The following is a 26,100-nucleotide window of genomic DNA, read 5'->3' as shown; positions in this document are numbered from 1 at the left end:
AAAATAACAATCAACTCGTTGATATGATCCATAATATAACCTCCTCTAGACAAGCGAGATTATATTTATCTTTCAACGAGTTACTACTAAATTAAAAAATTGTCGTGTACGAAGCTTTTTTTGTTGGTGTGGATGGATTTTTTTTCGCCACGTTTAAACCAACCTCTCTCTACATAGGGTTCGTTTGAGAAGTGAGACTCATCTGCAAATAATATTTCTATTTCATGCTCCAACTTTTGTTTACTTAGCGATGCAACCATTTTTTCAATATAAGCTGCTTTGTCTTCTTTACTCGGCGCATTCAGTGGGGGCTTTTTAGAAAATCGTTTATATACCCATCCATGCTCATGAAGCGCTCGCTTTACTGTTGTGGCACTCACAGATCCAACCGCTTTAGTCAATTGATCTAATAGAAGATTAATTTGCCATCCAGACTGTTGGTAACCGTATTCCTTAGGTGATGCACTTAGCAGTTGGTTGAGCTCTTCCTTGACTTTTTCTCTCAATTGATTAGGTCGACCGCTTGAACTTTTATCTATTAATCCTGAAATGCCAAAACGTAAATAACGTTTTATCCAACATCTCACCGTGTGTGGATTACGACCCAATTGTGTTGATATCTCACCTATACTTTTGCCTGATGAGGATAGTAAAACATAATACGCTCGCTCCCCTATATTTTTTCCCGCTCGCGAACTTCTTAGTTTTAGCAGTGTTTGTTTTTGTTCTTGCGTTATAACCACTTTTATCGCTTTGCCCATCCTTAAAACTCAGCTACTCCGTAAAAATTGATGCGGACAATACACTATCTTGATGTTTTATAAAAGATTATGGATGGTTGCTTAGACGAGGAGGTTACAAAAATATTACCCAAAGTTCTCGCGGTTATATGCGAAAATTAACGAATAGTTGAGAACGATTTGAGAGGGGAAAGTCTATGTTATTTTATTATAAATCAATCAGTTACGTACTAATTAGGTAACTTCTCAATAAGTTGTGGCAACTAAGCATAAACCAAGCAAAAGATCAAAGATAAATAAGAAAAATCTCATCTTCTTATTGATGAGGAGGGCTTATACTATTGGTTATGAAAAAACGCCCCATACCATTGAAATCAAATATCGTACCAGAGACAGAGCGAACGCCTTTGGTGACCTCTTTGCTCACGGTGATAGAGCAATTAACACAGCAATTAGCCGAGCAGAACACCAAAATTAATGCGCTACTAGAAGAAATTCGCAGCCTAAAGAAATTGAGTAAGAAACCGAAGCTTCGAGCAAGTACTTTAGAGAAGAATAAAGACGATAAAGATAATGAGCCACCGGGAGCAGGAGGGACAAGAAAACGTGCTGGATCATCAAAACGCAGTAAGACTAATCAACTGAAGATAGATAAAGAAGAAACGATAAAAGTAAAGAGTGTTCCATTGGGTTCCCGTCATAAGGGATATCAATCCTATGTTGTCCAAGATATCAGACTGCAGCCTATAGTGACCCGATATTTATTGGAGCGTTGGGAATTACCTAATGGTCGTATAATTACAGCACCGTTGCCCAAAGAAGTAAGAGGGCATCATTTTGGCCCAACCTTAAGAGCTTATGTGCTCCATCAACATCATCATCAAAGGGTTACACAACCTCTATTACGTAAACAATTATTGGAATGGGACATTGATATTTCATCTGGTCAATTAAATCGTTTATTAACGGAAGATAAAGAGTCATTTCATCAAGAAAAGGCTGCTCTTTTACCGGCAGATATTGCGGTGTCAAGTTACATCCAGGTTGACGATACAGGAGCACGCCATCAAGGAAAAAGTGGGTATTGCACTTTCATTGGGAATGAGCTTTTTAGCTGGTTTGAGAGCACAGGAAGCAAGAGTCGAATTAATTTCCTTGAATTATTGCGAGGAAGGCATAAAGATTATCGGTTAACTGAAGAGTCTTATGCCTATATGGTACGCTATAAGGTAGCACCGTGGATACGCCACAAACTCCATGATGCCGACCAATCTCACTTCATCAGTGAACAGGATTTAAAGTGCCACCTCAATGCATTAGACATTACCAATGAGCATTACCAAAGGTTAGTGATTGAAGCAGCATTGATTGGCAGCATTTTAAATCGCGGGTTTTCAATAGATACCGTTATCATAAGCGATGATGCAGGACAATTTAATGTATTCAATCATGCACTATGCTGGATTCATGCTGAGAGGGGAATTAAATCGTTAAGCATGAGTACCGATACTCAAACACAAGCAGTAGGATGGGCTCGAAACGAACTATGGGCTATTTATCAAGCTCTACGTGATTATAAGTCAGTCCCTACTTTGGCCGCTAAGACAGAAATAACAAATCGATTCGATAAATTATGTGCTACAAAGACTCACTATCAACTGCTTAATCAAGCACTTAAGCGATTGCATAATAACAAAGAAGAATTGCTCCTTGTACTGGAGCGCCCTGACATACCTCTCCATAATAATTTAAGTGAGCGAGATATTCGTGAATATGTTACACGACGTAAAATCAGCGGCTCTACCCGAAGCGATGAGGGACGGCGATGTCGTGATACCTTTGCTAGTCTCAAGAAAACAGCTTTGAAAATGGGAGTTAAATTTTGGGACTATCTTATTGATAGAACCTTCCAGTCGTATTCTATTCCTCATTTAGATGAGTTAGTTCGATCATCAATTAAGCTTCCTGCCACAACTTATTGAGAAGTTACCTAATTTGAACTCTTGCGAACAATTACAAAATGTGTAATTGGTGCCCAGGGCCGGAATCGAACCGGCATATAACTTATTGATTTTATTTAACTAAAATAATATGGACTCGAAGCTTACCCAAAATCTTACCCAACTTTGAGTATGATAACTAATTTGAATGATTAAGAAAAGTTACGAATAAAATTAATTTTAGAGATCTTGCTAATTATTGATCAAGATCCCCATAGATCGAAATTCCAACAATAAATTATATATCTTATTCCATAGATAAATTAATTTTTATGGCTGAAAAGGGTCATTAGGGTCATTAGGGTCATTAGGGTCATTAGGGTCATTAGGGTCATTAGGGTCATTAGGGTCATTAAGGGTCATTAGGGTCATTAGGGTCATTAGGGTCATTAGGGTCATTAGGGTCATTAGGGTCATTAGGGTCATTAGGGTCATTTATTATAGGATCTAAAACAGAAATATATATATTAGAATACCTTGAACCACTAGGGTTATAGTCACTTTGAGGTGTAAATACAGAAGAATTTATAGAGATATCTTGCATAGAGGATACAATAAAATTTCTCCAACCTGTGTTCGAAAATCCAGATTTAATCTGATATCCATGTATTTGATCATTAGTGCCAAAGACTCCAAAATGATGAGGCTCTACTACTTTTCTCTGACCATTGTAAGAAAAAGAAATTGTATTTTGGTTTTTTATTGCTTCAATAATAATATCTATCATCACTACTCTCTCGATATGTTGGCTTGCTTAAATAACGAAGATATTGAATTTTCCTCATCAATTCTTCGAAACGATTTGACTCATATAGGAAAGAAGGTTATAATCACTTTGCATTATAATTAAACAATCTAACCTATAATAATTAATTTTATGTTTCCATAAATTTCCTCCTTATTAAAAATTGATTATTAGTTTTTAGAAAAAAATATAACAAAGTTTTTGAAATGGACAAAACAGAAACAGCGGATATCCATTGCAACAAGGATCCGCGGTAATTTGAAATTTTTAGACTCTTATTTAATTTATTTATAGTACAGCCCTACAGCGTATAATTAGTATTCCCTACACTTTAAGTATACACGATGGTCAATGTTTTATCAAGAATTTCCTAAGTTAAACTATATACTCCATTGATTTTATTCGATAAAAAAATTAGATTTTTATCGCTTTCTATTTAAAATTAAGACCTTTCAACACGATTTAAACTCAGATCAAACCTCTTAAAGTATTCATGGATAAGCATACCTTCGAAAAATTACTAGAAAAATAGCTCCAGTTATGAAAAGGGCTGAGGCTCCATATTAGTGAAGGGGTAGGCTCTGTCACGGGGCATACCCCCTCTAAAACTCATGCATACTCACTTGCTGTATAGTGAAACAGCGAGAGTAAGCTTACAGCTTAGCTACTCTTAGAACTCCAGCAGACTGGACAATTTGTTCCATTGAATCGATTATCAATGGTGGCTTGCCATTCATGTAAATATTTGCACAACCACCAGACTTTTTTATTACTCCTGGGTAGAAACATCTCTGGTCTAAGTTCGTTATTCTTCTCTGGATGCCATTCCTTAACTAACTCCGGACTTTGTACCGCCAAATTATTATCATGGGTTGGTTGTTTCCCATTACAATAGGGACAGCCTGTGCCTTGTGGTCGGGTTCTGCTATTTGGGGTTGCTTCCCATTCATGCATCTTCCCACATTGCCACCAAACTTTGATTTTTGAACCATAGGATAACTGTGTTGGCTGATAACTGTTTTTATTGGGATGCCATTCTTTAAGTAAATCTGGATTCCCTGCAATAGAACTTTTTATTAAGGGGCTAGGGAGAGCGGTTATAATTGCATTGTACTCCCCCTCACTTTGATATTCATTTGCACTTATATACTCATCAATTTTTTTTTGCATCAATTTTAGGCAGCTCCAATGTCCTCCTTATAAAGGTTAAGACATTAACAATAACAGTGAGAGGATTGCCGTTATTTACATAAGGAATGGAGTTACTTTCGTTTACTTCCAATCGATCATCCATAACACGAATTAAAGTAATCCCATTATTACCAAGTAAAATTTGCTTGGCATTATCAGCCTTTTTTCTTTCATCGCTCTGGTGCCAATAAAAGCCATCTACCTCAATCCCTAGTGTAAGGTGGGGAATGTAGACATCGATTTCTTTCGTATGAATTTTTTCTTGCCACAATACATCTTCAAAGATGCTTTTTAATTCACAATAAATTCTAATTTCAAGACGAGAAGTCCGAATATTGCACTTTGGGCAATTATGACCATTTACTCTCGTATATACAGCAGCTGGCCATTCATGTTGATATGCACATTGCCACCATACTCTTTTTTTAGAACCAGGAGTTATGTTGTCAGGAGTAAGTGGCTTGTTTTTTTCCACATGCCATTCTGAAATTAAATGAGGACATTTTACTGCAAGGTTATATTCTGCAGAAGGTTTTTTACCCGCACAGTAAGGGCAATTAGTTCCTTTAAACCTAGCAGCAATACTAGTTGGCCATTCATGACCTTTCTCACACCGCCACCAGACTCTTTTTTGACTATTTGGTGTAACTTCAAAAGGTGTTAAAGGGCTGTTTTTCTCTATATGCCATTCTTGGGCTAATTGGTGACTTTTAATAGCAAGATTATATTCTGGCGTAGCTATTCTTCCATCACAATGAGGGCATCCTGTACCCATATATCTGTTCCCTGTTGTAGCTGGCCATTCATGACCTTTTTCACACAGCCACCATATTATATTTCTTCCTCTGGGAGTTACATCAAATGGAGTTAAAGTACCATTCTTAGTTGGATGCCATTCCTTGAGCAAATGAGGGCATTTAACTGCTAAATTATTCTCCGGAGACAATTTCCTGCCACCGCAAACTGGACATCCTGTTCCTCGATATCGATTCCCTACAGCAGCCTCCCATTCGTGACCTTTTTTACAAAGCCACCAGTATTTTTTATTCGACGAGTATGAAACCTCGTCGGGTGTTAGGACGTTTTTGCTCTTATGCCATTCCTCGATTAAATGAGGGGCTTTTTCTGCTAATGAGTTTATTTTCATACTTCACTTAGTAATTAATGATTAATTTAACTAATCGAAGGATTTTCAGTATATCAACGGCTCACTATGACCAATGATCGGTTAACTCTCTTCCTGTGAAGTACTTATTTGAATCCCTACAAATTTGAGACGAAACGATAACAAAAACCTTCCCCTTATGACTAGAACATAAAAAATGGTACTCATAGTCCGTGGTTACATTATCACCTTTGCCTTAAATTATCAAACATGAAAAAAGACCCTCAACTCCTAAAATTAGGTAATAAAATTCGAGAAATGCGCAAAGCACATGGCTTCTCTCAAGAAGCTTTTGCCTCTGAATCAGGGGTAGACCGCAGTTATATGGGTAGTGTAGAACGTGGCGAAAGGAATATAGCTGCTCTTAATTTAATTAAAATTGCTCAAGCGCTTAACGTGGAAGTAGGCGAGCTATTTCCTCCCATCGAAAGTTTTAAGAACATTTAACAAAAATACCGATTCGTCGTTCTATGCTTCTAACGTATATCTTGTATAATTAAAATTTAGTTTCATGAAGTCATTATGAGCAACGATTTGATTGATATGAGGAAGTCATCTCGATCGCTGAATAGAAAACTTTGGTTCTTAATATTTTTATCCGTTATGTCTTTATTAAGTTACATCTGGTTTACATTACATCCCTCTGATAGAGAGAGCAACATAAACCAAGATAAAAGTTATTGTCACTGCATGAAAATTGAAAAATGTAATTCAAATTAATCAGTTTCACCTTAGTTACCTAACCAATGAGTCTAATAATCGCGCGTATACTTAGCATCAAGATCGGCACTTAACTGTCGTAGCTCCTCTGACATGCTGCTATTGCTTTCAATGTCAATTTTATTACCATATACCTTTGGCACAAGCTTACAAGCCACCCATTTCCTTGCATCTATCATTAACCTTGCCCTGTTTATGGATTGAGTGTTTGATACTAATACCCCTCGCTCATTAACATATTGATCTTGAGATGCGTCATCAGAAATCTCCAAAATATCGTCCACTAATAGTTCAACTTGGCATATTTTCGCCTTTACGTATTGCTCGGAAAACTCAGGATAAGTTCTCAACCATGTGAATAAAGTATCTTGGCAAGGCCAATGTGAATGTTCCGCACATAACTTCTTTGTGCCCTTACTGGTCGATGCAATAGCATCACAAATTTCTTGGCCTAACTTGAGGTTATATTTTGTTGGCCTACCTTGCTTAAGTACAGTCATTTTACTTTTCTCCCTGATCGATTTTCAATTCGGGCTTGCCCGAATAATGAGGCATACCTTTTGCCATCCAAAGCTCAATGTGTAATTTTAACGCTATTTCAGGCAAGTCGCCATTAATTAAATCAGCTTCATCCTCAATAGATAGAAGATGATTTATAATGTGTGATGGAGAAATATTCATGCCCTTGCAAGCCGATTCTACCTGAAAATACACAAGCAGCGGTTTTTTATGGATAATTATCTGGTTTCGAGTCGAGTCAGTTAAACAATCCTTTGGTTTTGCGATAATTGTTCCATTAAAAAATGATAATGAAACACCAGAGTCTTGTAGATGTTGGATTAGCTCCGTGATAACCACTAGAATACCTCCCCATCAATGATCTCTGGTAAAGACTCCGTAACATCGTCACATTCAATAGTTGATATGGGTTTTAACGTACTTAAGTTCGTAACATTATTTTCTTTGTTACCTTTCTCAAAGCTCATAAAACCCTGTTGTGGTAAGAGTTGTGACGATGTTACTGTTTCAACTACTGCATCACTAGCAAGATAACGATCAAATACCTCTGTAAATTGCTCAAGTTTGAATCCTTTGGCTGTCTTTGTACCAAACCTGACAGTGCCACTTCTAATCCCGTATTCAGATAAACGTTTACCTAATTGATAAGGGGTCATCAATTTACCTTTATTCCAAGTTGCCCAAGGTAATTCGTCGTCCATAGCTAATGCATCTAATAAATCAGTTGTTTTTATCCGATCACAACCTTTTTGTTCAAATACATCTTTTACAGAGCATAATAATTGCTCACCAATGGTAGGGACATATTCTTCCATGCCATGAAGGATGATAGCTGCACTTCTTGCTATTTTTGGCCAATTGCCTCCGGCTATGCTTGCTATGGCAAATAATGGCTCCCAACAATCATTAGCACGATCATTCAATTCAGGAATATCTATTGATTGATAAGAACGGATATCATTCTTAGCATCTTGAGTAAACCTTGCTAATTGTTGACGCAAGATAGCAACTAATTGCTGATCATGGTGTCGAACTTTTACCGATTTTTCTCCTTTTAATTTTCTACGGAGTCGAATTGGTATGCTGCGATCAGACAATGTTGGCAATTTATCCACTCCACCAATTCCACACAGGGCTTTTGCTCCCCATACTGAAAATTGCTTTACACCATGATGATCGCCAACACAGCGATAGACAAAAGAAGCTGACCGAGTAAAGCCAGCATTTAAAATTCCGCGCATGTCATCATGTAATGATAAAAAGGTGTCTACTTCATCTATAAGTAATGTTGGATGGTATTGATCAATCAGCCTAAACATAGGAGCAGATCCCATATTTGCAGCAAGAAGAGGACGATAAACAAGCAAACCTAAAATAGCCAACATCTCTGATTTACCACACCTTTTTTCTGGCGCGGTAATATTTACGAGAGGAGCAACATTCACAACATCAGTTAACCATGTAAACACAATCCATAATGCAGCAGCTTGAGCGGTTTCAGGCTCAGCTACAATATGAGTATTGATAAAACACACGATATCATCTAGCAGGTGAGCACCATTAACCATGCTTGGCCAAAGCGTTTCATCAGGAAATATAATTGATGTTTCATTATGGTTAGAACTTTTTGCCATCGTGAGGCGATCTATCTCAGATAACTGCACTTTCTCTTCTTTCATGAGAGCACGAGCACGCTGCCATTCAGCAGGACTACTCTCTCTAATAGCCATTAATGCAAGTAATACTGGCTCCTCAAAAATTGCTCCTGCATTACTCTTAAGCTCGGATAATGCTGTCATTACAATATCAATATAATCGTTAGTCTTTGCATCACTAACTGCCATATCAATTAAATTATTAATATTATCCATGAGAAACCTCCCGAGGATGAAGCATTCCGGCAGATAACCCACTAGATAGCGTTTTTTTAATCTCATTCTCACGCAATCCTGCACTCAGAGCTGACCTAGCTAAGGCTTCAGCGACAAAATTAATTTCTATACAACCTGATGCTACCAATGTACCCATAGAGAAAGCAGCTTGGTTAAGACGCATATTACGGGTGCCTGGAGGTGCTGCTGCAAGGGCTGTAGTTTCATTCAGCAGAGCAGTTCGAGCATAATGAGAAGTAGTCCTATCAATAAAAATAGGCATTTTGTAAGAGATTTTTACTGGCGGGAGTAGCCGTTGTATAAGCCACTCTGGAGCATCAGGGAGATCTCCATCTAATGGCTCACTCCAGTAATATTGATGTCCAGTCTCATGAATTGATGGAGGAGCAGTTATATAACCTCCCCTGCCTCGCGTATCTACATTAGATAATAATCCGGAGCGCGTTGTGGAAACATTGCTTAAAATAGATGGACAATTAAAATAATAATGGTGGCCTCGTGCAGTAACGACAATAGGGGAAACTGGTAAATCCAAACCACGAAGACTATTTATACCCTCCCCTCCGTCAACATCCAATATCAACAAATTGCTAATATTACCAGTAACGATCCCCACATTTGCCCATGGCCATTTTTGAAGCCATTGCATAAATATGTTGGGGTTAGTTGTCGCGTTCTCTTGCCAGCCTTTTAATAATGGTCGCTTTTTCTTATTAAGTGGGTGAACAGCCCAGCCACGATCACAATAAATACTAACTTCTTGCATGATTATGAACATCCTTTCTTCATTTTTTGTTGGGCATTTTTCAATATAATTTGCTTCAGCAGCTATAATTTGAAAGTCGCTGTAACAACCATCCTGAATCTCTCTAATCATGGCTCACCTCTATTTCTAAACCTACTGTCCATTCCTCAATCTCTTTCCTAAGGTACATCGGACGTTTACCAAGAGGGTTTCTTGGCTTAGGAAAATCAGGCAACTTATTAAGTTCATAAAATTTGGTTGTTCCTATGCCCAAAAGCTTTTGAACCTGCTTGGGGTATAACAATAATGATTCTTCCTTCATCTTTACTCTCCAAAAATAACAATAACTCTTCACGAATCGTTCTCAAGGATCCGTAAAGAGCATTGTTAATTATTTTGAAGAGTCGCAATAAGCTACAGACGATAGCAGTTTTAAGCTAAGCGTCAGGAGCGATAGACAGAGCCTGAGGTTTAATAGATAATTTTAGCAAATGAGACTGAAATTCTTTTAAAATAATATTTAAGCTGACTCCTTCTTCTTGATGACATCTTAACAAACCATCAATTAAGGGTTTAGTGTTTGGATTTAATTTAAATTGCTTATATTTGCTGTAATTTTTACTAATCCGTTTCCGTGTCCCCTCTTTATCCATTTGAGAATCAGTCCAACCTGTTAAAATATCTAAAAATGTTAGAAGAGGATTCCCATCTTTATTGTATTCAGGCTCAAATAAACCCAGTAGCTCCCCTAAAAAGAACGCTGAAAAATAAGCCTTCTCTTGAATATGGTTGATACTTAATTCATAACCGTTATCTTGTCTTAGACGTTCTGCAAGAGCCTTGGATTCATTTAATTTACTTTGAGCATCTAATAGGCCTCTTTCTTCTGCCTCAATATCAATCTCAGGAAAACGATCAATATCACGGACTTGATCAATAATCTCCTTGCTTGAGTTAACTACTCCTTCAAGATGAGCAATGCGGACAATTAGTGTTGTTCTTAACTCTTTTATTTTTTCTTTAGTATAATTATCAGGACTGCGTAGATCTTCGACAAATACCATATAGTGAAACCATGCTTCTGCAATCAAATAAAATTCTTCTTTTAATAGATCTCTTTTAAGTAAGGATTCTAATTGTGATTTTTTAGATTCATATGTTTTATCGTCCCAAACCATTTTAGAACGCCAAGAGATGGTATTTTTTACAAATATTGTTGGATTTTTAAACTGAGTCATTTCCTCAATAACAATTCCTATTGCTTGATTAGCGCTATTTTTATCCATTTTTTGACTAATTTCATACTGAAGATCCTCTAGTAGCGCCGTGTGACTACTCGCTATAGTTTTTGCCTGAGCTGAATTAACGCATTGAAGTGAAGAGTCTTGGTTTTGAGCATCCAAAATACTTCTGATGACGAAAAAACTGATTTGATTTATTTCTTTTACAGTTAATTCAATCTTCAATTCTTTTTTTATCCTTGCTTTCACTTCTTCATAATCGTCTATATGAGTTCTTCTTGGGAATATGCCAAGAAAAGATTGCTTTAAAGCAAGCGCAAGAGAATCAATTTTAGAATCCATATTAGATAACCTCCTGATTTAATAAAGTTATATGCTCATCCAATAACCAACTACTGTACCAATGCATTAGTTCTCTCCGCTCAGCTTTAAAATCAGCACGTAAATATACACCTCTTACTCCCTGTACCTTATGTGCAAGTTGAGCTTCTATAGCATCACTTCTAAAATTCCCTTGCTCATGCAATACACTTGAAGCCAACGACCGAAAACCATGGGCTGTATGCCGATTTTTAAAACCAGCATTATGTAAGAGCTTACGTACACTTGCTTCACTAATGGGTTTAGCTTTTTTCAATGCAGGTGAACTAAACAAATATGGTGTAAATCCAGTTATCAGTCTTAGTTCTTTCAGTAAGTTCAAAACATGAGGAGTTAAAGGAACCCAGTGAGGTATCCCCATTTTCATTCGCTCCGCTGGTATATTCCATTCAGATTTTTGCAAATCAAACTCACTCCACTTTGCTTCTCTTAGTTCTGTGGGTCGTGTGAATAGGTGTGCCAACAATTCCATATACACCTTAACAATTTTTGTAGAATTAGTTTGTTTGATGACCCTCATCATCTCATGAGCATTATTTGAGCTAATAGCTGGCTGGTTTATAACCCTAGGTTTAGGTATTAAAGCTTTTTTCAAGCCGATGAATGGAAAGTTTTCAGTAAGAGATGAACCTACTGCAAATTCAAATATACTTTGGAGTCTTGCATAAAGTCGGTGAGCCACATCATGATGCCCTAAATCCTCATGCGGTTTAATAATAAATAACAGATCAGCTTTTGTTATATCGTCAATGGGTTTATCGCCAATTAAAGGAATGATATCTCGTGAAAGGCTTTTGGAATGACGATTACGAGCAAAGTCTTTCCACGTACCTTTGTATTTTTGAAACCATTGGTCAGCAACAACTTCAAAGGTTATTTTTTCTTGATCAGCTTCAACATTTTTCGATCTAGGATCAATCCCACTGTTAACCATGTTTCGATAAGCTAAAGCGATGTCCCTAGCTGCTCCTAAACCAACACTGCGATAATCACCAATAGTAATTGTTTGCGGTTTTTTATCCCACTGAAAACGAAAAATAAATATTTTTTTAAGTTGCTTCTTGCTTGGCCTAAGTTCTAATACTAAACCATCACGGTCAGTGTGGCGTTTTTTATCACCTAGCTTTAAAGATCTGATTAGTGAATCTGATAACATGGCAATTACCTCAACTAAGCGGTAACTTTGGAAGAACTGGAAGAAGAAAAAACTTTACCCAAAATCTTACCCAAAGTTCTCGCGGTTATATGCGAAAAATTACGAATAGTTGAGAACGATTTGAGAAGAAGAAGTCGATGTTATTTTATTATTTATCAATCAGTTACGTACTAATTTGAACTCTTGCGAACCATTACAAAATGTGTAATTGGTGCCCAGGGCCGGAATCGAACCGGCATGGTGTTACCACCGAGGGATTTTAAGTCCCTTGCGTCTACCTGTTTCGCCACCTGGGCATTTTGTATGTGGAGGCTGAGGCCGGAATCGAACCGGCGTACACGGCTTTGCAGGCCGCTGCATGACCACTCTGCCACACAGCCTCATTTGATACTTGCCTCGCAAGTATCTTTTTTATATCTTGTTGCTCTAAAAAAAAAGCGACTTTGTCGTCGCTTTAATTTGGAGCGGGAAACGAGACTCGAACTCGCGACCCCAACCTTGGCAAGGTTGTGCTCTACCAACTGAGCTATTCCCGCGTCTCTACGGGGTGTCATTCTACGGAAATTTAAAACTATGTCAACAATAAATTTAACTTTTTTTTGTTAATTCTGGCCAAGCGATCGCTAAGTAAGCAACCATGGACCAAATCGTTAAAATTGCAGACACATATAGCAACACAAAGCCAAGTGCGCCCCACCAAGAATTGATTGGATTAAAGGCTAACAATAAAAATAAAGCGGCCATTTGTAAAAAAGTTTTTACTTTACCGATATAACCGACGGCAACACTTGCTCGTTTTCCAATTTCAGCCATCCATTCACGTAATGCGGAAATTACAATTTCTCGCCCCACAATGACAATGGCAGGAATAGTAATGTACTGAATATCCTTAGCGCCGACTAAAAGCAGTAAACTTGTGGAAACAAGTAACTTATCAGCAACTGGATCGAGAAAAGCACCGAATGGCGACATCATTTTCAATTTACGCGCCAAGTAACCATCCAGCCAATCAGTAAAACTGGCTGCAGCGAAAATACCTGCTGACACAGCATTCACCCATTTGAATGGTAAGTAAAAGATAATGATAAGAACTGGGATCAATAAGATACGCAGCAAAGTTAATAAATTTGGTAAACTGGTTAATGTATTCAATGCTTCATACTCCCTTTTGCAGACTTGATAACTTTAACTTAAAAAAAAAGATTTACTCTAGGGACAGTTACCATTTCGCTAGATTAAGCCCTAATGGGTTGATTTTTGAGTACCGAAGCAAAGCATACATCAAGTAGGTGCGCATCGGAGCACAGAAAATCGACTCATTTGGGCCAAGATAGTAGAAATGGCAACAGCCCCCTGGGGTTGTTAAATTAAATAGGCCTATAGCCCAGATTTAACGTCGCCATACCCGGTGAGCATAGCATGGCCGGATTACAGCTACGCCTAAAATCTGAGCTCCCCTGCTTTTTACAAATTCAAATAATCTGCCAGCACCTTATAATCATCAAATACAGCTAAAGCACCTGCCGCTTTAAGTGCTGTTCCATGTTGGTGATAAAAATCCACGCCAATGGCCGTTACCTGGATATTTTTAGCCATTTCCATATCTGTAGTTGAATCACCAATCATGAGTGTTGTAGCACGATTACCGGCAAACTCATCAATAATTTCATCCAGCATTTGTGGACAAGGTTTTGCAGGTACTTGTCCTGCAGACCGCGTTACTTTAATTAGGTTATCAAGGCCTGTTGCTTGCAATGCACGAGCTAATGACTGCTGCCCTTTATTCGTTGCAATAGCCATGTTGATTTTTGCATCGTGCAATTGCCTGATAAACTCGCGTACACCAGGGATCAGACACACCTCCACTGAACGAGTATGCATCGCCTGTTGCACTGCATGCAATAGTTGCTCATGTCGTTTATCAGACAAATTAGGATATGCTTTCTTCAACGCTTTCGCTAACCCCAAATCCACATATTTTTTTGCTTCATTGTGATCAAACGCACCAAAACCCAACAAGTCCGCTTCTACAGCTACAGAGTGAAATACTGCACCTAAGGTGTCTGCAATAGTACCTTCCCAATCAAAGACTACTAAATCATATGGACTGCTCATTGCTCTCTACACTCCTCGCACGCAATTGTTTTAGTGTGTTAGAAAATATGTCATCTGCATTAGCTTGAAAACAATGCTTCGTTCCATTTAATTCAAACTGGATGGAACGTGCATGCAAATAAAGGCGACGATGACGATTATCTATGCCTTCTACTTCGCCGGCAAGAGCTCCATACTTTTCATCGCCAACAATAACATGTCCTAAATGGGCACTATGAACCCGAATTTGATGTGTTCGCCCTGTTTTGGGGCTGGCTTCAACCCAGCACGCCTGTTGATAATTCTCAAGTAATTTAAAGGTTGTTTCCGAAGCTTTTCCTTCGTCATTTACTGAAACAACTCGCTCGCCTGATTTTAAAATATTTTTTTCAAGAGCGGCGTGAACCGTCACCTGTTTTTTTCCTTCCCAGCGATGCGTTAACAAAGCCCAATACGTTTTTTGTACCTCGCGTGCTTCCAACAGCGCATGCATGGCTCTTAGTGTGCTTCTTTTTTTAGCCAATAAGAGGCAACCTGAAGTTTCTTTATCCAAACGATGGATCAATTCTAAATAAGCCAAATCCTGCCTGGTTTTTCTCAAGGCCTCAATTACACCAAGGCTTAAACCACTGCCGCCATGAACGGCGATACCTGAGGGCTTATTAATCACCAGAAAGCATGCATCTTCAAAAATAATACAATCCTTCAGTCGTTTTGCCAAAGCATCGCCAACAAAAACCTCTTTAGCCTCTGAAGTGCGAATTGGGGGAATGCGAATAACATCCCCCGCATGCAATCTTGAACTCACCTGAGCTCTTTTTTTTGTTCACACGAACTTCGCCACCACGTATAATTCTATAAATATGGCTTTTGGGCACACCCTTTAAAATACGGATTAAGTAATTGTCCAGACGCTGTCCTTCCTCTTCATTACTTATCTCTCTATAACTTACTTCACTCATTGTCAATAAACCTGTTTTCTGGGCGTGATTTTTTTGATATGATCGCCTGTAGCATAGGAATAATTCCATGCGACCGAATTATAACGCATAAATGTAAAAAAAGCGTAACTATTTACCGCCCTGCCTCTTTGGAGTCAGCAAACACAGTGCGGCACGACGATAATAGGCTATAAGGTAACTAGTTACAAAAAAATAGCGCTTTCAGTTAAGTTTACAGATATAAGGAAGCGAACCAATGCCAGAGACAAATTGATCACTTATTTGACAGAAACCTACGCATGCCAGACATGCTTTATACCAGCTACGAATTACTTTAAGGCTTTCGCACGCCTCATTTTAACCCACTTAATTCGTACCCGGTGTAGTTCACAGTGTGCACCTCTTATTGTACAGGGAACATGCGTAAAGTCTGTCCACAAGGCTAAGGATTCGCTTAAAGATCATCTCTCTTACTGTTCAAAAAATGAACCTCTAAGATATTTTGAGCCTTACACTATCGCAACTTAAATGACAGCGCCCTAAACATGGGGTTACAGATGGAAAAAATGTTAATAAATGCAATGCAGGCTGAAGAAGTTCGTGTTGCACTCATTAAAAACAATCACTTATTTGACCTAGACATTGAATGTCCAGGTGAAGTAAAAAAGAAAGGCAACATCTACAAAGCAACGGTTACTCGCCGTGAGCCAAGTCTGGATGCTGTTTTTGTTGAATACGGTTCGAAACGTCAAGGTTTTTTACCGCTAAAAGAAATCGCACCTGAATATTTAAGCAGGAACCCAGATGATTTCGGCGATGAAAAACCACCGATTACAACCTTAATTCGCGAAGGCCAAGAATTACTGATTCAAGTCGATAAAGAAGAGCGTGGCAATAAAGGCGCAGCCCTAACCACCTTCATCACTTTAGCCGGTTGTTATTTAGTCTTAATGCCCAATAATCCTCGTTCTGGCGGTATATCCAGACGAATTGAAGGGGATGAGCGTGATGAATTACGTGAAACACTAAACGCACTTACCTTACCAGAAGACATGGGTTTAATTATCCGTACCGCAGGTGTGGGTAAAAGCCAAGAAGAACTGCAAGATGACTTGAATATGCTATGTAATCAATGGCAATCAATCAAACAAGCGTATAATACTGAGCTTGCTCCTTGCCTAATCCATCAAGAAGGCAATGTTATTATTCGTTCGATTCGCGATAATTTACGTAAATCCATCAGTGAAATCATCATTGACGATCAGATTTCCTATATTGAAGCCAGAAAATATGTTGGGCGAGTTAAACCTGAATTTTTACCTAATCTGAAGCTATACAATAGTAGTGTCCCATTATTTAATTTCTACGGAATTGAAAGCCAAATCGAAACAGCATACCAGCGCCAAGTGATGCTGCCTTCTGGTGGTGCATTAGTCATTGACCGCACTGAAGCTCTGGTTTCAATAGATGTAAACTCAGCTAAAGCAACTGGCGGCTCAGATATTGAAGCAACAGCATTCAACACAAACATTGAAGCAGCAGACGAAATCGCACGTCAATTACGTCTACGTGATTTGGGCGGATTAGTGGTTATTGATTTTATCGACATGGGTTCGAGCAAGAACCAACGCGATGTTGAAAATCGCTTAAAAGAAGCCTTACAGGCGGACAGAGCGCGTATTCAAGTTGGTCGCATTTCACGTTTTGGCTTATTAGAAATGTCACGTCAACGCCTGAGATTATCTCTAGGTGAAACGGCTCAGGAAGTTTGCCCACGATGTGAAGGTCGTGGTACTGTTCGTAACATTCAATCCCATGGTTTATCGATTACGCGCCTTATTGAAGAAGAAGCATTAAAAGATAAAACGGCTGAAATACAAGTGCAACTTCCGCCTGAAATGGCTACCTTTATCATGAATGAAAAACGTAATTTCATTCGCGATATTGAGAAAAGACATAGCGTTTCTGTGATGATTATTGCTAATCCTTACTTGCATTCACCACAATACACCATCACTCGTTTAAAAGAAGATAACGTTGGCAAAACGAAAAAACCAAGTTACACGTTAATTCAACAGCCTGAGTTGCAGGTCACCGCAAATGCTCAAGAAGCATTATCACGTGACGAACCAGCAGTAAAACCATTCACCGGCCACCAACCGGCAAAAAATCTACAAACTGGCTTCATTAAACGTTTGTGGTCAAGTTTATTTGGTGGGCATACTGATGTAGAAGCGGTATCACCTCCGCAGCATACCAAAAAAACACCAGCTCGTAATCAAAATCAGGGGAAATCTTCCCGTGGAACAGGTACAGGTACAAGTACAGGTACAGGAACGGGGACAGGAACTGGCAGCAATGAACGTAGATCACAAAATAACCGCAGACGTCGTCCTAGTGGCAATCAACAGCAACGTGCTAATAATCCAAGCGCTAATGCAGCGACTACTGCTAATACCAATCCTAACCCACAACACCGTAGACGTTCTAACCCCAATCAGCAACAGCAAGGTGGTTCTCGCCCTGCCTCGGCACGTGGCGAAGGTAATAAAAAAAGAGAAGCACCTATAACTAAAGAAGTTGAAAAATAATTAAAAACTTGCTCTTCCATCATGGAAGAGCACTTAAAAGAGAGTAGTTTAAACTACTCTCTTCCCTTCTTTGCAAAAAATTTTCTAAACTTGACGATTGTGTCGAAGCGTCATATCTTATTGCTACCTATATAAAAAGAGAGAAATCAAGCATGATACCTGTGAAAGGATACGCAGCTCAAGATCCTAAGACACCACTGACACCTTATGCCTTCAATCGCCGTGATGTAGGCAAGAATGATGTCCTGATTGATATTCACTACTGTGGTATTTGCCATTCAGATATACACCAAGTTCGTGATGAGTGGGGTGGTTCAGCCTTTCCAATGGTACCAGGTCATGAAATCGTGGGCATAATCAGCGAAGTTGGCTCCGAGGTGAAGCGATTTAAAGCAGGCGATCGAGTTGGCGTTGGTTGCTTTGTGGATTCCTGTCGTGAATGTGAGAATTGTCATGAACATTTAGAGCAATATTGCAGTCGCGGAATGACAGCCACTTATAACGGTCGCACCCGTGACGGCCAAGAAGCGACTCAAGGCGGCTATTCGACCAAGATCGTTGTTAATGAAAATTATGTATTGCGGGTCCCGGAAAATTTACCCATGGATGCAGCAGCACCGCTGCTTTGTGCAGGCATTACTTTATATTCACCACTCAAACATTGGCATGCAGGGCCTGGCAAACGTGTAGCCATTTTAGGCTTAGGCGGATTAGGCCATATGGGGGTAAAACTGGCTCATGCCTTAGGAGCTGAAGTGACGGTACTTAGCCATTCGCTGAACAAAGAAGCCGATGGAAAACGTTTAGGTGCGGATCATTTCTATGCAACGTCCGATTTTAAAACTTTTGATAAACTAAGCAATTATTTCGATCTTATTATCTGTACCGTTTCTGCAAAATTGAATTGGAATCAATATTTAACCTTATTAAAACGCGATGGCGCAATGGTCGTGGTTGGTATTCCTGCAGAAGAAGTTCCGCTGAATGCCTTTTCTCTAATCAGTGGTCGCCGCAGCCTAGCCGGCTCCGCGATTGGAGGCATCCAGGAAACGCAGGAAATGCTCGATTTCTGTGGCAAACACAACATCGTCTCGGATATTGAGTTAATTGCCATGGAGAACGTTAATGAAGCTTATGAGCGCGTCTTAAAAAGCGATGTTCGTTATCGTTTTGTTATTGATATCGCCTCAATTTAAGAACACTAGTAGTAGGTCACGGGGAATGTTCAAAATCTTAGTGAACGGTCGGATTTGAGCGCCAAATACGGCCGTTCGGTGCAAGTTGAGCCCTAAGGCTCAACAAGAATTACATAGAGCAGCTTGCCAGGTGACGCTCTTCTGTTTCTTCTGCTGAAGAAGCAGAAAATAAATTAACAACAGAAGAACCTACAGTAAGCAAACTACGAGTAACAATTTCCGCGATGCTTAACGGAATTGCAATTGTAACGGTTATCGCAAGCGCCACTGCAGCCAGAGCAGCAGTACCAACAATTAATGCAGCAATAGCACTCAAAGCAAGAGCAGTTTTAGCCGTCTCAAACTGTCCGAATAAAGCAGAACCAGCAGCAAAAACTAAACTATAAGCAGAAGCTAGCGCAGCGGTAGCTGCAGTTATTGCTGCAAGACCAAAGACAAACGCTCCAATTAGAGATCCAACCATAGGAGTATTTAGGGTCACGTTAAAATCAGAAACACTGTGAAATGGCGTAAAAAAACCAGGTCTTTTTGCCCATTTCTTTTGTACAAATTCATAAATACCTGCTGGCGCGTCTGTATCCATAGACCATGATTTTTCAAGTAATTCTTTAACTTGAGCCATATCATCGTTAGCTTTAGTTTGCATATAAAAAACCCTTTCATGACCAAAATATAGGCAATAATAACAGAAATGATGGTCATGTCAAATACTATGATTTTTAATACTAAATTAAGAATTTCAACGAAGAGCCCCCTCCATTAACTGAAGGGGTAATTTTATCTAAGAGGGGATAACTGGCGTGGCAGCTCCGAATAAGCTCATAATTAAAAAGACTATGAAAATGACAATAAACAAAAAGAATAAAACTTTCGCAATACTAGTGGCTGTTGAGGCAATACCACGAAATCCAAAGATACCAGCAACAATCGCAATTACCAAAAATATGACTGCCCACTGTAACATAGCAATCTCCTTATCATAAAAATCCAACAATAGCCCAAATGGCTATTTTGTAAGTATAGATTATTGTTTTGCTAATTGTATTAGCGCCTGTAGGAGTACTTATAATTCTGTTGCTACGGGATTAACCCCAATATTAGGATTAATACCACAATCATCAAGAATTTTAAGTAAATTATTGCCTCGTTTTGTTAAGCGTTTGACACAGTACTCTTCAAGATAACTGTTTAAAATATATTCATAATCAGGCAGCATCAGGATACTAAGAATTTTTTCAGCACGTTCTAAATGTTTTGCTTTATTCGCGTCGCAGGCTTGGAACAAAATACCACCTAACATTGCGGCAATACTTGCCTTGCGTTGCGAATTAGCTAAATAAAAACGCTGCACACATTCATCAAGCGCCCTATCTTTATCCCATTCTACCCATTCATCATAGACATACAATGCAGGTGCAGGATTAAAACTATTCACTGCATGCATTTCTTGCATGGCATAAGCAACAGGAACGATTGCTTGGATGTTAGCCCACGAGCAATTGCCCGTAATTTGCGCACTAATCGGCATTTTAGCGACTGCTATTAAGCCTAATTGTTGATTAATCTGTTGATGAAAATAACGCCGGCTTTGTTTTTTATAAAGAAAATTTTGCAAAAACCGTAAGTTTAACTCTTCAGGACGAGTGATTTGATAAATATTCACCGTTCCTTCTTTTAAACTATTCTCCCCCCGATCAATCTTGGCCCACCACTGCCCAAAACGGACAAACCCCATTGCATGACCCCGACTTGCCGCAGGAAGGATTAGCATTGGCGCATTTAATATTTGCCCCATACGTGCAAAATGCTGCTCATTTAGCATGGGTTGATGTTGGAACTGCAGCAACTCTGCGGCATCAGCAAAGGCATCCATCATCACATGGATAAAAGGAAAATATTCTCTTAGATGGCGCGTAGAATAACTGCTGGTAAAACGTCTTAAAGAGTCTTTAAGTACCGCTACCGTGAATTCCAGCATAAAGCCTTCATAATCCAGCTCAATAAATTCACCTTGAGCATTGACAATATCGACATCGCCTTGCAATTCAAATCGATGCCCAACCAGTTTGCCATTGATAAAATCAAGCGCGAAATCAAGCTTTGCGCCATGCTGGTACAATAAATGTTTTAGAGTATCCTGGCCACGTAATACGGGATAAACCAATACGGAAAGACCATTAGGCGTATAAGCATTAGGATCGGCGCCATAGGTTAATAGTAAACGTGCTAAATCAACATCATTATTGTCCACAGCCCAATGCAATGCCGTACGCCCAGCGACATCCAGTTTATTCACCTCTACTTTGCGCGCTAGTAATTGCTCAGCAATTTTGGGCTGACGTGTAATAGCACACTCAATAAGCGGTGTAAAACCATATTCATCAATGTCATCTAAAGAATCACCAGCCCGGACATATGCATCAAAATCAGGCATTCGATGACTAATTATGTCGTTAGCAATGGTCATTCCTAAGGTCCTCTAGGAGTTGGGGCTTTATTAAATTTAGGCATATTACCCAAACGCAATTGCTTCTCTTGCTCCTGGTTACGTCGTTCATTGTCAAATTCCATACGCGCTTTATCATTTAAACCGGGCGCAGGATTAACGGTAGGATCAATACCATCAAAACGTTGATTGTCTAACTCAGGATGTTGCAACATGCCATTTTCTGCTGCTTCTTCAAGATAATTGCCAGAAACTTCGGTATCGGCATGCTCACGTGCATTTACGCGCGCAAACCGGCGTTCACCATCTTGCTCCTGTAAACGCCTTTTACGCTCCATCGATTTAGTTTCTTCAACTAAAAAGGAAGCTTTGCGCTTTCTTCCAGAAGAATCGCCCGTTGGTAATCTAATCTCAGTGGGTAAAATTTTTTCGCTCATAATTAATGAGTATATACCTAAAAAAACATTGTGGCTAATTGAAGTACATTTTGTTACATACGGCAAGGGTTAAGACAAAACTTAACCCCAGAATTAGCATCCTATAAAAAATCTCTTTGTAAAATTTCTGCAATCTGCACCGCATTTGATGCCGCACCTTTGCGAATATTATCCGCGACCACCCAAAGATCTAAGCCATTAGGATGAGAAATATCTTCTCGAATCCTACCCACAAAAACCTCATCACGACCTACAGCATTTTTTATCACCGTGGGATAGCTGGCTTTAGTGATGTTATCAACCACTTTAACACCAGGTGCCTTAGCAAGGATAGTACGAGCTTCTGCAGCAGTCATCGGTTTTTTTAACTCCACATGAATAGCTTCTGAATGGCCATAAATCACCGGTACACGAACAGCAGTTGGATTAACCATAATGCTGTCGTCTTCCATAATTTTGCGGGTTTCCCACACCATTTTCATTTCTTCGCGGGTATAACCATTGTCTTCAAACTGATCAATATGGGGAATAGCATTAAATGCAATCTGTTGCGGATAAACATCCACTTTTGCCGGTCTACCATTGAGTAAATCAGCCATTTGTGCAATAAGTTCACTAACCGCTTTTTTACCGGTACCCGAAACGGATTGATAAGTCGCAACATTAATGCGGGTAATTCCGGCAACATCATACAGCGGTTTTAAAGCAACAACCATTTGAATCGTGGAACAATTTGGATTCGCAATGATGCCTCTATTCGTATATTCAGCAATACGATGTGGATTTACTTCGGGCACTACTAAAGGAATATCATCCTCGTAACGAAAGCAAGAACTGTTATCAATGACCACACAACCTGCAGCAGCGGCTTTGGGGGCATATTCTTTCGATACAGCACCACCGGCGGAAAATAAAGCAATATCTGCTTGACTAAAATCAAACTCAGCGAGATCCAAAACATCCAGTTCTTGATTTTTAAACGCAACAGTTTTACCTACAGAGCGAGCACTAGCTAATGGATATAGATTTTTTATGGGAAATTTTCGTTCGGCTAATACCGTTAAAAAAGTCTCCCCGACCGCGCCGGTAGCCCCGACTATAGCTACGTTTAGTTCTCTGCTCATTATGCCCTCTTTGAAAATTATTTAATATTGGGTCGCATACCCTATTTTAAAGCCTTGTGCCTCAAATAATGATCCATTAACACCAAAGCCATCATGGCTTCAGCAATCGGCACTGCTCGGATCCCCACACAAGGATCATGCCGACCTTTGGTCACTACCGTTACTTCTTCGCCAAAAACATTCATTGTTTTTCCAGGTGTGGTAATACTTGAAGTGGGCTTTAAGGCCATACTCACTTCAATCTGTTGTCCTGTGGAAATACCACCTAAAATACCACCCGCATGATTCGTCAAAAACCCTTGTTGTGACATCTGATCGCGATGCACCGAGCCTAATTGATTTACGGCAGCAAAACCCGTCCCTATTTCCACGCCTTTCACCGCATTAATCGACATCATCGCAAAAGCTAAAGTCGCATCTAATTTATCAAATACCGGATCGCCCAAGCCTACAGGCACATTTTTAGCCAGAACCTTAACGCGCGCGCCCACCGAGTCGCCTTGTCGCCTTAAACGGTCTATGTACTGTGCAAGATCATTAACCTGACGGTCATTAGGACAAAAAAATGGATTATTATTAATTTCTTGTTCGTCATCAACCTGCAGCACTAAATCGCCCATTTGTTGTAAATAACCGACGATCTCTATTTGCAAATGCCGTTGTAAGTACAAACGAGCAATCGCCCCTGCAGCAACGCGTGCCGCCGTTTCGCGCGCCGAAGAACGCCCACCACCACGATAATCGCGATGACCATACTTATGATGATAGGTAAAATCAGCATGTCCCGGGCGAAACAGGTTTTTTATTTCTTCATAATCACGAGAGCGCTGATCGGTATTATGAATCAATAAAGCAATAGGTGCACCAGTGGTTTTACCCTCAAAGACTCCGGAAAGAATCTGTACTTTATCGTCTTCCCTTCTTTGGGTTGTGTATTTAGATTGTCCTGGTTTGCGTTTATCTAAAAACGGCTGAATATCCTCTTCACCTAACAACAATCCAGGAGGGCAACCATCAACGACACAACCAATGGCTGGACCATGGCTTTCGCCAAAGGTCGTTACGGTAAATAAAGTGCCAAAGCTATTACCGGACATGAAAGTATTCGTCCAATTGTTGTTTGGTTAATAAAAACACGCCCTGTCCACCATGACTCAGTTCCAGCCAAGTAAATGGCACGTGCGGATAAGCATCGCTTAACGCCTCTTCGCTATTACCTACTTCAACCACTAAAATCCCCTGCTCACTAAGATAAGCATGTGCCTCTTTAAGAATCGTTTCGACAATGGCCAAGCCATTATTACTTGTTTCTAAAGCTAATACGGGCTCATGACGAAACTCATCAGGCAATGTCTGCATTTCTTCCTTGCCAACATAAGGCGGATTACTGACAATTAAATCATAGCGGACCTTGGGTACATTCGCGAAACAATCGGAGTCAATCAGCGTAAGTTGATCCTCAACACCTAATTCTTCGCGATTAATGGCAGCTACTGCAAGCGCCTCACTGGAAATATCAACCGCATCGACATGCGCATCGGGGAAAGCATAACAACAAGCAATAGCAATACAACCACTGCCAGTACATAAATCCAAGACACGATGCACATTGCCCGCATCAATCCAGGGAGAAAACTGTTCTTTAATTAATTCGGCAATTGGCGAACGAGGAATAAGTACACGTTCATCCACATAAAAAGGCAAATCACAGAAAAAAGCTTCTTTAATTAAGTAAGGTACAGGTACGCGCTGGTTAATACGTTTTTCCAGTTGTTGGCATAAATGCTTTTTTTCACTCGGTGTTAAACGTCCGTTCAACAAATGCGGATCAAGATCATAAGGTAAAGATAAGCTTCTCAAAATTAAGGAACGCATATCATCCCAAGCATTATCAGTACCATGACCGTAATACAAATGCGCATTAATAGCACAAGATAAACTAAAACGTAAAAAATCCAGCACCGTGGATAAATCTTCCGTTTCTTTAAGTATATAATTGCTCATTACCTCTCCATTTTATTGGGATGTCAACAGACCCTAGTAGGAAAAAAAATTATGATCGTACCTTATATCAGAAAGCTGTCCTGCTTTCTATAACCTGGGTTATACTTCAAGCATAACCCTTAAATTCTTATAAAAATGGTTGATGATTTTATGTCTGATGAGGACAAAGCTTTATTTCATGCGCACATGCGCTCGGTCAAACCATTAAATGAAAAAACAAAACGGGTTAAAACAACACCCTCTAAGCCAGCAATACCACCGAGAAGAATTAATATTCCGCCAGTGGAAAAAAAAATCGACTATTATTTATCCGATATTATAAAAGATACTGTTCTTTCTCAAACAATATTATCCTATGCGCAACCAGGCCTGACAAATCAACGCTTTAAAGCCTTAAGAAATGGCCATATTCATTGGGAAAGTCGTTTAGATTTACATGGGCTAAAGAGTGAAAAAGCACGTGATGCCCTCTGCCAATTTATTCATATTGAAGCGGAGAATAATAAACGCTGTTTATTAATTATTCATGGAAAAGGCGGTCATGAAGGCGCGCCACCGGTGATCAAAAACTTAGTTAATCGTTGGCTACCCCAGTTAGAGAATGTTTTGGCATTTCACAGCGCCTTACCTAAAGATGGAGGGACTGGTGCGGTCTATGTTTTACTAAAAAAAAATAGAGACCGCGCGCGAGTCTAGTTTTTTACCCTACCATCACTTGCGTTAACCCACCTTTCTGAGGATAATTCGCATCATTGTCAAAACATCAAGAGCT

General features: G+C 39.5%; 25 protein-coding genes, 3 tRNA genes and 1 pseudogene. 5 read left to right on the top strand and 24 right to left on the bottom strand.

The window, feature by feature from the left end; all coding sequences use genetic code 11:
* Positions 1–86 precede the first annotated feature (86 nt).
* Positions 87–761: an IS630 family transposase gene (locus LDG_RS07400; RefSeq protein ID WP_006870625.1), complete on the bottom strand. Its 675-nt coding sequence runs from the start codon at positions 759–761 to the stop codon at positions 87–89.
* Between the two features lie 326 nt (positions 762–1,087).
* Here LDG_RS07400 and LDG_RS07395 point away from each other — a divergent pair, with 326 nt between their 5' ends.
* Positions 1,088–2,722, top strand: a complete 1,635-nt coding sequence (locus tag LDG_RS07395) for an IS66 family transposase (protein WP_040534831.1) — start codon at positions 1,088–1,090, stop codon at positions 2,720–2,722.
* 370 nt (positions 2,723–3,092) lie between these two features.
* On the opposite strand, the gene LDG_RS19305 is transcribed toward LDG_RS07395, so the two are convergent.
* The 3 genes from LDG_RS19305 to LDG_RS07385 form a co-directional block, all read right to left on the bottom strand.
* Positions 3,093–3,467 carry a WYL domain-containing protein gene (locus LDG_RS19305; RefSeq protein WP_006870622.1) on the bottom strand — a complete coding sequence of 125 codons (375 nt, stop codon included), beginning with the start codon at positions 3,465–3,467 and terminating at the stop codon, positions 3,093–3,095.
* 678 nt (positions 3,468–4,145) lie between these two features.
* The gene (locus LDG_RS07390) at positions 4,146–4,655 is read right to left on the bottom strand and encodes a zinc-ribbon domain-containing protein (RefSeq protein ID WP_050805530.1); all 510 of its coding nucleotides are present in this window, start codon (positions 4,653–4,655) and stop codon (positions 4,146–4,148) included.
* Positions 4,639–5,823 (bottom strand): zinc-ribbon domain-containing protein, encoded by a 1,185-nt coding sequence (locus LDG_RS07385; RefSeq protein WP_006870621.1) that lies wholly within the window; start codon positions 5,821–5,823, stop codon positions 4,639–4,641. The genes LDG_RS07390 and LDG_RS07385 overlap by 17 nt, the downstream gene beginning before the upstream one ends.
* 228 nt (positions 5,824–6,051) lie before the next feature.
* Here LDG_RS07385 and LDG_RS07380 point away from each other — a divergent pair, with 228 nt between their 5' ends.
* The gene (locus LDG_RS07380) at positions 6,052–6,288 is read left to right on the top strand and encodes a helix-turn-helix domain-containing protein (protein WP_006870620.1); all 237 of its coding nucleotides are present in this window, start codon (positions 6,052–6,054) and stop codon (positions 6,286–6,288) included.
* A 305-nt stretch (positions 6,289–6,593) separates the two neighbouring features.
* Here the strand turns inward: LDG_RS07380 and LDG_RS07375 are convergent, their stop codons facing one another.
* The 13 genes and pseudogenes from LDG_RS07375 to LDG_RS07315 all read right to left on the bottom strand — a co-directional run bounded on the left by LDG_RS07375 (position 6,594) and on the right by LDG_RS07315 (position 15,551).
* Positions 6,594–7,061, bottom strand: coding sequence for a terminase small subunit-like protein (locus tag LDG_RS07375; RefSeq protein WP_040534829.1), 468 nt, complete (start codon positions 7,059–7,061; stop codon positions 6,594–6,596).
* Between the two features lies 1 nt (position 7,062).
* Entirely contained in the window at positions 7,063–7,419 is a 357-nt protein-coding gene (locus LDG_RS07370; protein WP_040534827.1) for a hypothetical protein, read from the bottom strand.
* Positions 7,419–8,951: a DUF3631 domain-containing protein gene (locus tag LDG_RS07365; RefSeq protein WP_006870617.1), complete on the bottom strand. Its 1,533-nt coding sequence runs from the start codon at positions 8,949–8,951 to the stop codon at positions 7,419–7,421. Before LDG_RS07365 ends, LDG_RS07370 begins: the two co-directional genes overlap by 1 nt.
* Positions 8,944–9,849 (bottom strand): bifunctional DNA primase/polymerase, encoded by a 906-nt coding sequence (locus LDG_RS07360; RefSeq protein ID WP_006870616.1) that lies wholly within the window; start codon positions 9,847–9,849, stop codon positions 8,944–8,946. The genes LDG_RS07365 and LDG_RS07360 overlap by 8 nt, the downstream gene beginning before the upstream one ends.
* Positions 9,842–10,039 (bottom strand): helix-turn-helix transcriptional regulator, encoded by a 198-nt coding sequence (locus LDG_RS07355; RefSeq protein ID WP_006870615.1) that lies wholly within the window; start codon positions 10,037–10,039, stop codon positions 9,842–9,844. The genes LDG_RS07360 and LDG_RS07355 overlap by 8 nt, the downstream gene beginning before the upstream one ends.
* A 115-nt stretch (positions 10,040–10,154) precedes the next feature.
* A complete protein-coding gene (locus LDG_RS07350) occupies positions 10,155–11,300 on the bottom strand; it encodes a hypothetical protein (protein WP_006870614.1) in 1,146 nt (381 codons plus the stop codon).
* Position 11,301: 1 nt separating this feature from the next.
* Complete coding sequence (locus LDG_RS07345) at positions 11,302–12,495, bottom strand: tyrosine-type recombinase/integrase (RefSeq protein WP_006870613.1); 1,194 nt, start codon at positions 12,493–12,495, stop codon at positions 11,302–11,304.
* Positions 12,496–12,704: 209 nt separating this feature from the next.
* Positions 12,705–12,791: transfer RNA gene (locus tag LDG_RS07340), tRNA-Leu, on the bottom strand.
* A 10-nt stretch (positions 12,792–12,801) separates the two neighbouring features.
* Positions 12,802–12,875: transfer RNA gene (locus LDG_RS07335), tRNA-Cys, on the bottom strand.
* Between the two features lie 80 nt (positions 12,876–12,955).
* Positions 12,956–13,031: transfer RNA gene (locus LDG_RS07330), tRNA-Gly, on the bottom strand.
* 52 nt (positions 13,032–13,083) lie between these two features.
* Complete coding sequence (gene pgsA / locus LDG_RS07325; RefSeq protein ID WP_006870611.1) at positions 13,084–13,647, bottom strand: CDP-diacylglycerol--glycerol-3-phosphate 3-phosphatidyltransferase; 564 nt, start codon at positions 13,645–13,647, stop codon at positions 13,084–13,086.
* 312 nt (positions 13,648–13,959) lie between these two features.
* Positions 13,960–14,610, bottom strand: coding sequence for an HAD family hydrolase (locus tag LDG_RS07320; protein WP_006870610.1), 651 nt, complete (start codon positions 14,608–14,610; stop codon positions 13,960–13,962).
* Positions 14,594–15,551: pseudogene (locus tag LDG_RS07315) on the bottom strand (RluA family pseudouridine synthase). Before LDG_RS07315 ends, LDG_RS07320 begins: the two are co-directional and overlap by 17 nt.
* 536 nt (positions 15,552–16,087) lie before the next feature.
* Between LDG_RS07315 and LDG_RS07310 the strand changes: the two are divergent.
* Positions 16,088–18,121, top strand: coding sequence for an Rne/Rng family ribonuclease (locus tag LDG_RS07310; RefSeq protein ID WP_006870608.1), 2,034 nt, complete (start codon positions 16,088–16,090; stop codon positions 18,119–18,121).
* Positions 18,122–18,273: 152 nt separating this feature from the next.
* Positions 18,274–19,317, top strand: coding sequence for an NAD(P)-dependent alcohol dehydrogenase (locus tag LDG_RS07305; protein ID WP_006870607.1), 1,044 nt, complete (start codon positions 18,274–18,276; stop codon positions 19,315–19,317).
* A 109-nt stretch (positions 19,318–19,426) separates the two neighbouring features.
* On the opposite strand, the gene LDG_RS07300 is transcribed toward LDG_RS07305, so the two are convergent.
* The 7 genes from LDG_RS07300 to prmB form a co-directional block, all read right to left on the bottom strand.
* Positions 19,427–19,963: a hypothetical protein gene (locus LDG_RS07300; protein ID WP_006870606.1), complete on the bottom strand. Its 537-nt coding sequence runs from the start codon at positions 19,961–19,963 to the stop codon at positions 19,427–19,429.
* A 135-nt stretch (positions 19,964–20,098) separates the two neighbouring features.
* The gene (locus LDG_RS07295) at positions 20,099–20,281 is read right to left on the bottom strand and encodes a DUF1328 domain-containing protein (protein ID WP_006870605.1); all 183 of its coding nucleotides are present in this window, start codon (positions 20,279–20,281) and stop codon (positions 20,099–20,101) included.
* A 99-nt stretch (positions 20,282–20,380) separates the two neighbouring features.
* Positions 20,381–21,784 carry a Dot/Icm T4SS effector AnkH/LegA3 gene (gene ankH, locus LDG_RS07290; protein WP_006870604.1) on the bottom strand — a complete coding sequence of 468 codons (1,404 nt, stop codon included), beginning with the start codon at positions 21,782–21,784 and terminating at the stop codon, positions 20,381–20,383.
* Positions 21,785–21,786: 2 nt separating this feature from the next.
* On the bottom strand, positions 21,787–22,200 hold the full coding sequence (locus tag LDG_RS07285) for a hypothetical protein (protein WP_006870603.1): 414 nt from the start codon (positions 22,198–22,200) through the stop codon (positions 21,787–21,789).
* A 101-nt stretch (positions 22,201–22,301) separates the two neighbouring features.
* Positions 22,302–23,324 carry an aspartate-semialdehyde dehydrogenase gene (locus LDG_RS07280; RefSeq protein ID WP_040534825.1) on the bottom strand — a complete coding sequence of 341 codons (1,023 nt, stop codon included), beginning with the start codon at positions 23,322–23,324 and terminating at the stop codon, positions 22,302–22,304.
* A 41-nt stretch (positions 23,325–23,365) separates the two neighbouring features.
* Positions 23,366–24,421: a chorismate synthase gene (aroC, locus tag LDG_RS07275; protein ID WP_006870600.1), complete on the bottom strand. Its 1,056-nt coding sequence runs from the start codon at positions 24,419–24,421 to the stop codon at positions 23,366–23,368.
* On the bottom strand, positions 24,411–25,328 hold the full coding sequence (gene prmB / locus LDG_RS07270; RefSeq protein ID WP_006870599.1) for a 50S ribosomal protein L3 N(5)-glutamine methyltransferase: 918 nt from the start codon (positions 25,326–25,328) through the stop codon (positions 24,411–24,413). Before prmB ends, aroC begins: the two co-directional genes overlap by 11 nt.
* Positions 25,329–25,463: 135 nt before the next feature.
* On the opposite strand from prmB, the gene LDG_RS07265 reads away from it, so the two are divergent.
* A complete protein-coding gene (locus tag LDG_RS07265; protein ID WP_040534823.1) occupies positions 25,464–26,024 on the top strand; it encodes a Smr/MutS family protein in 561 nt (186 codons plus the stop codon).
* The last annotated feature ends 76 nt before the right edge of the window (positions 26,025–26,100 follow it).

It is taken from the genome of Legionella drancourtii LLAP12, assembly GCF_000162755.2.
GTDB classification, from domain to species: domain Bacteria; phylum Pseudomonadota; class Gammaproteobacteria; order Legionellales; family Legionellaceae; genus Legionella; species Legionella drancourtii.
The sequence above is the reverse complement of the archived record's forward strand: the minus strand, read 5'-3'. Positions and strand labels throughout refer to the sequence as shown.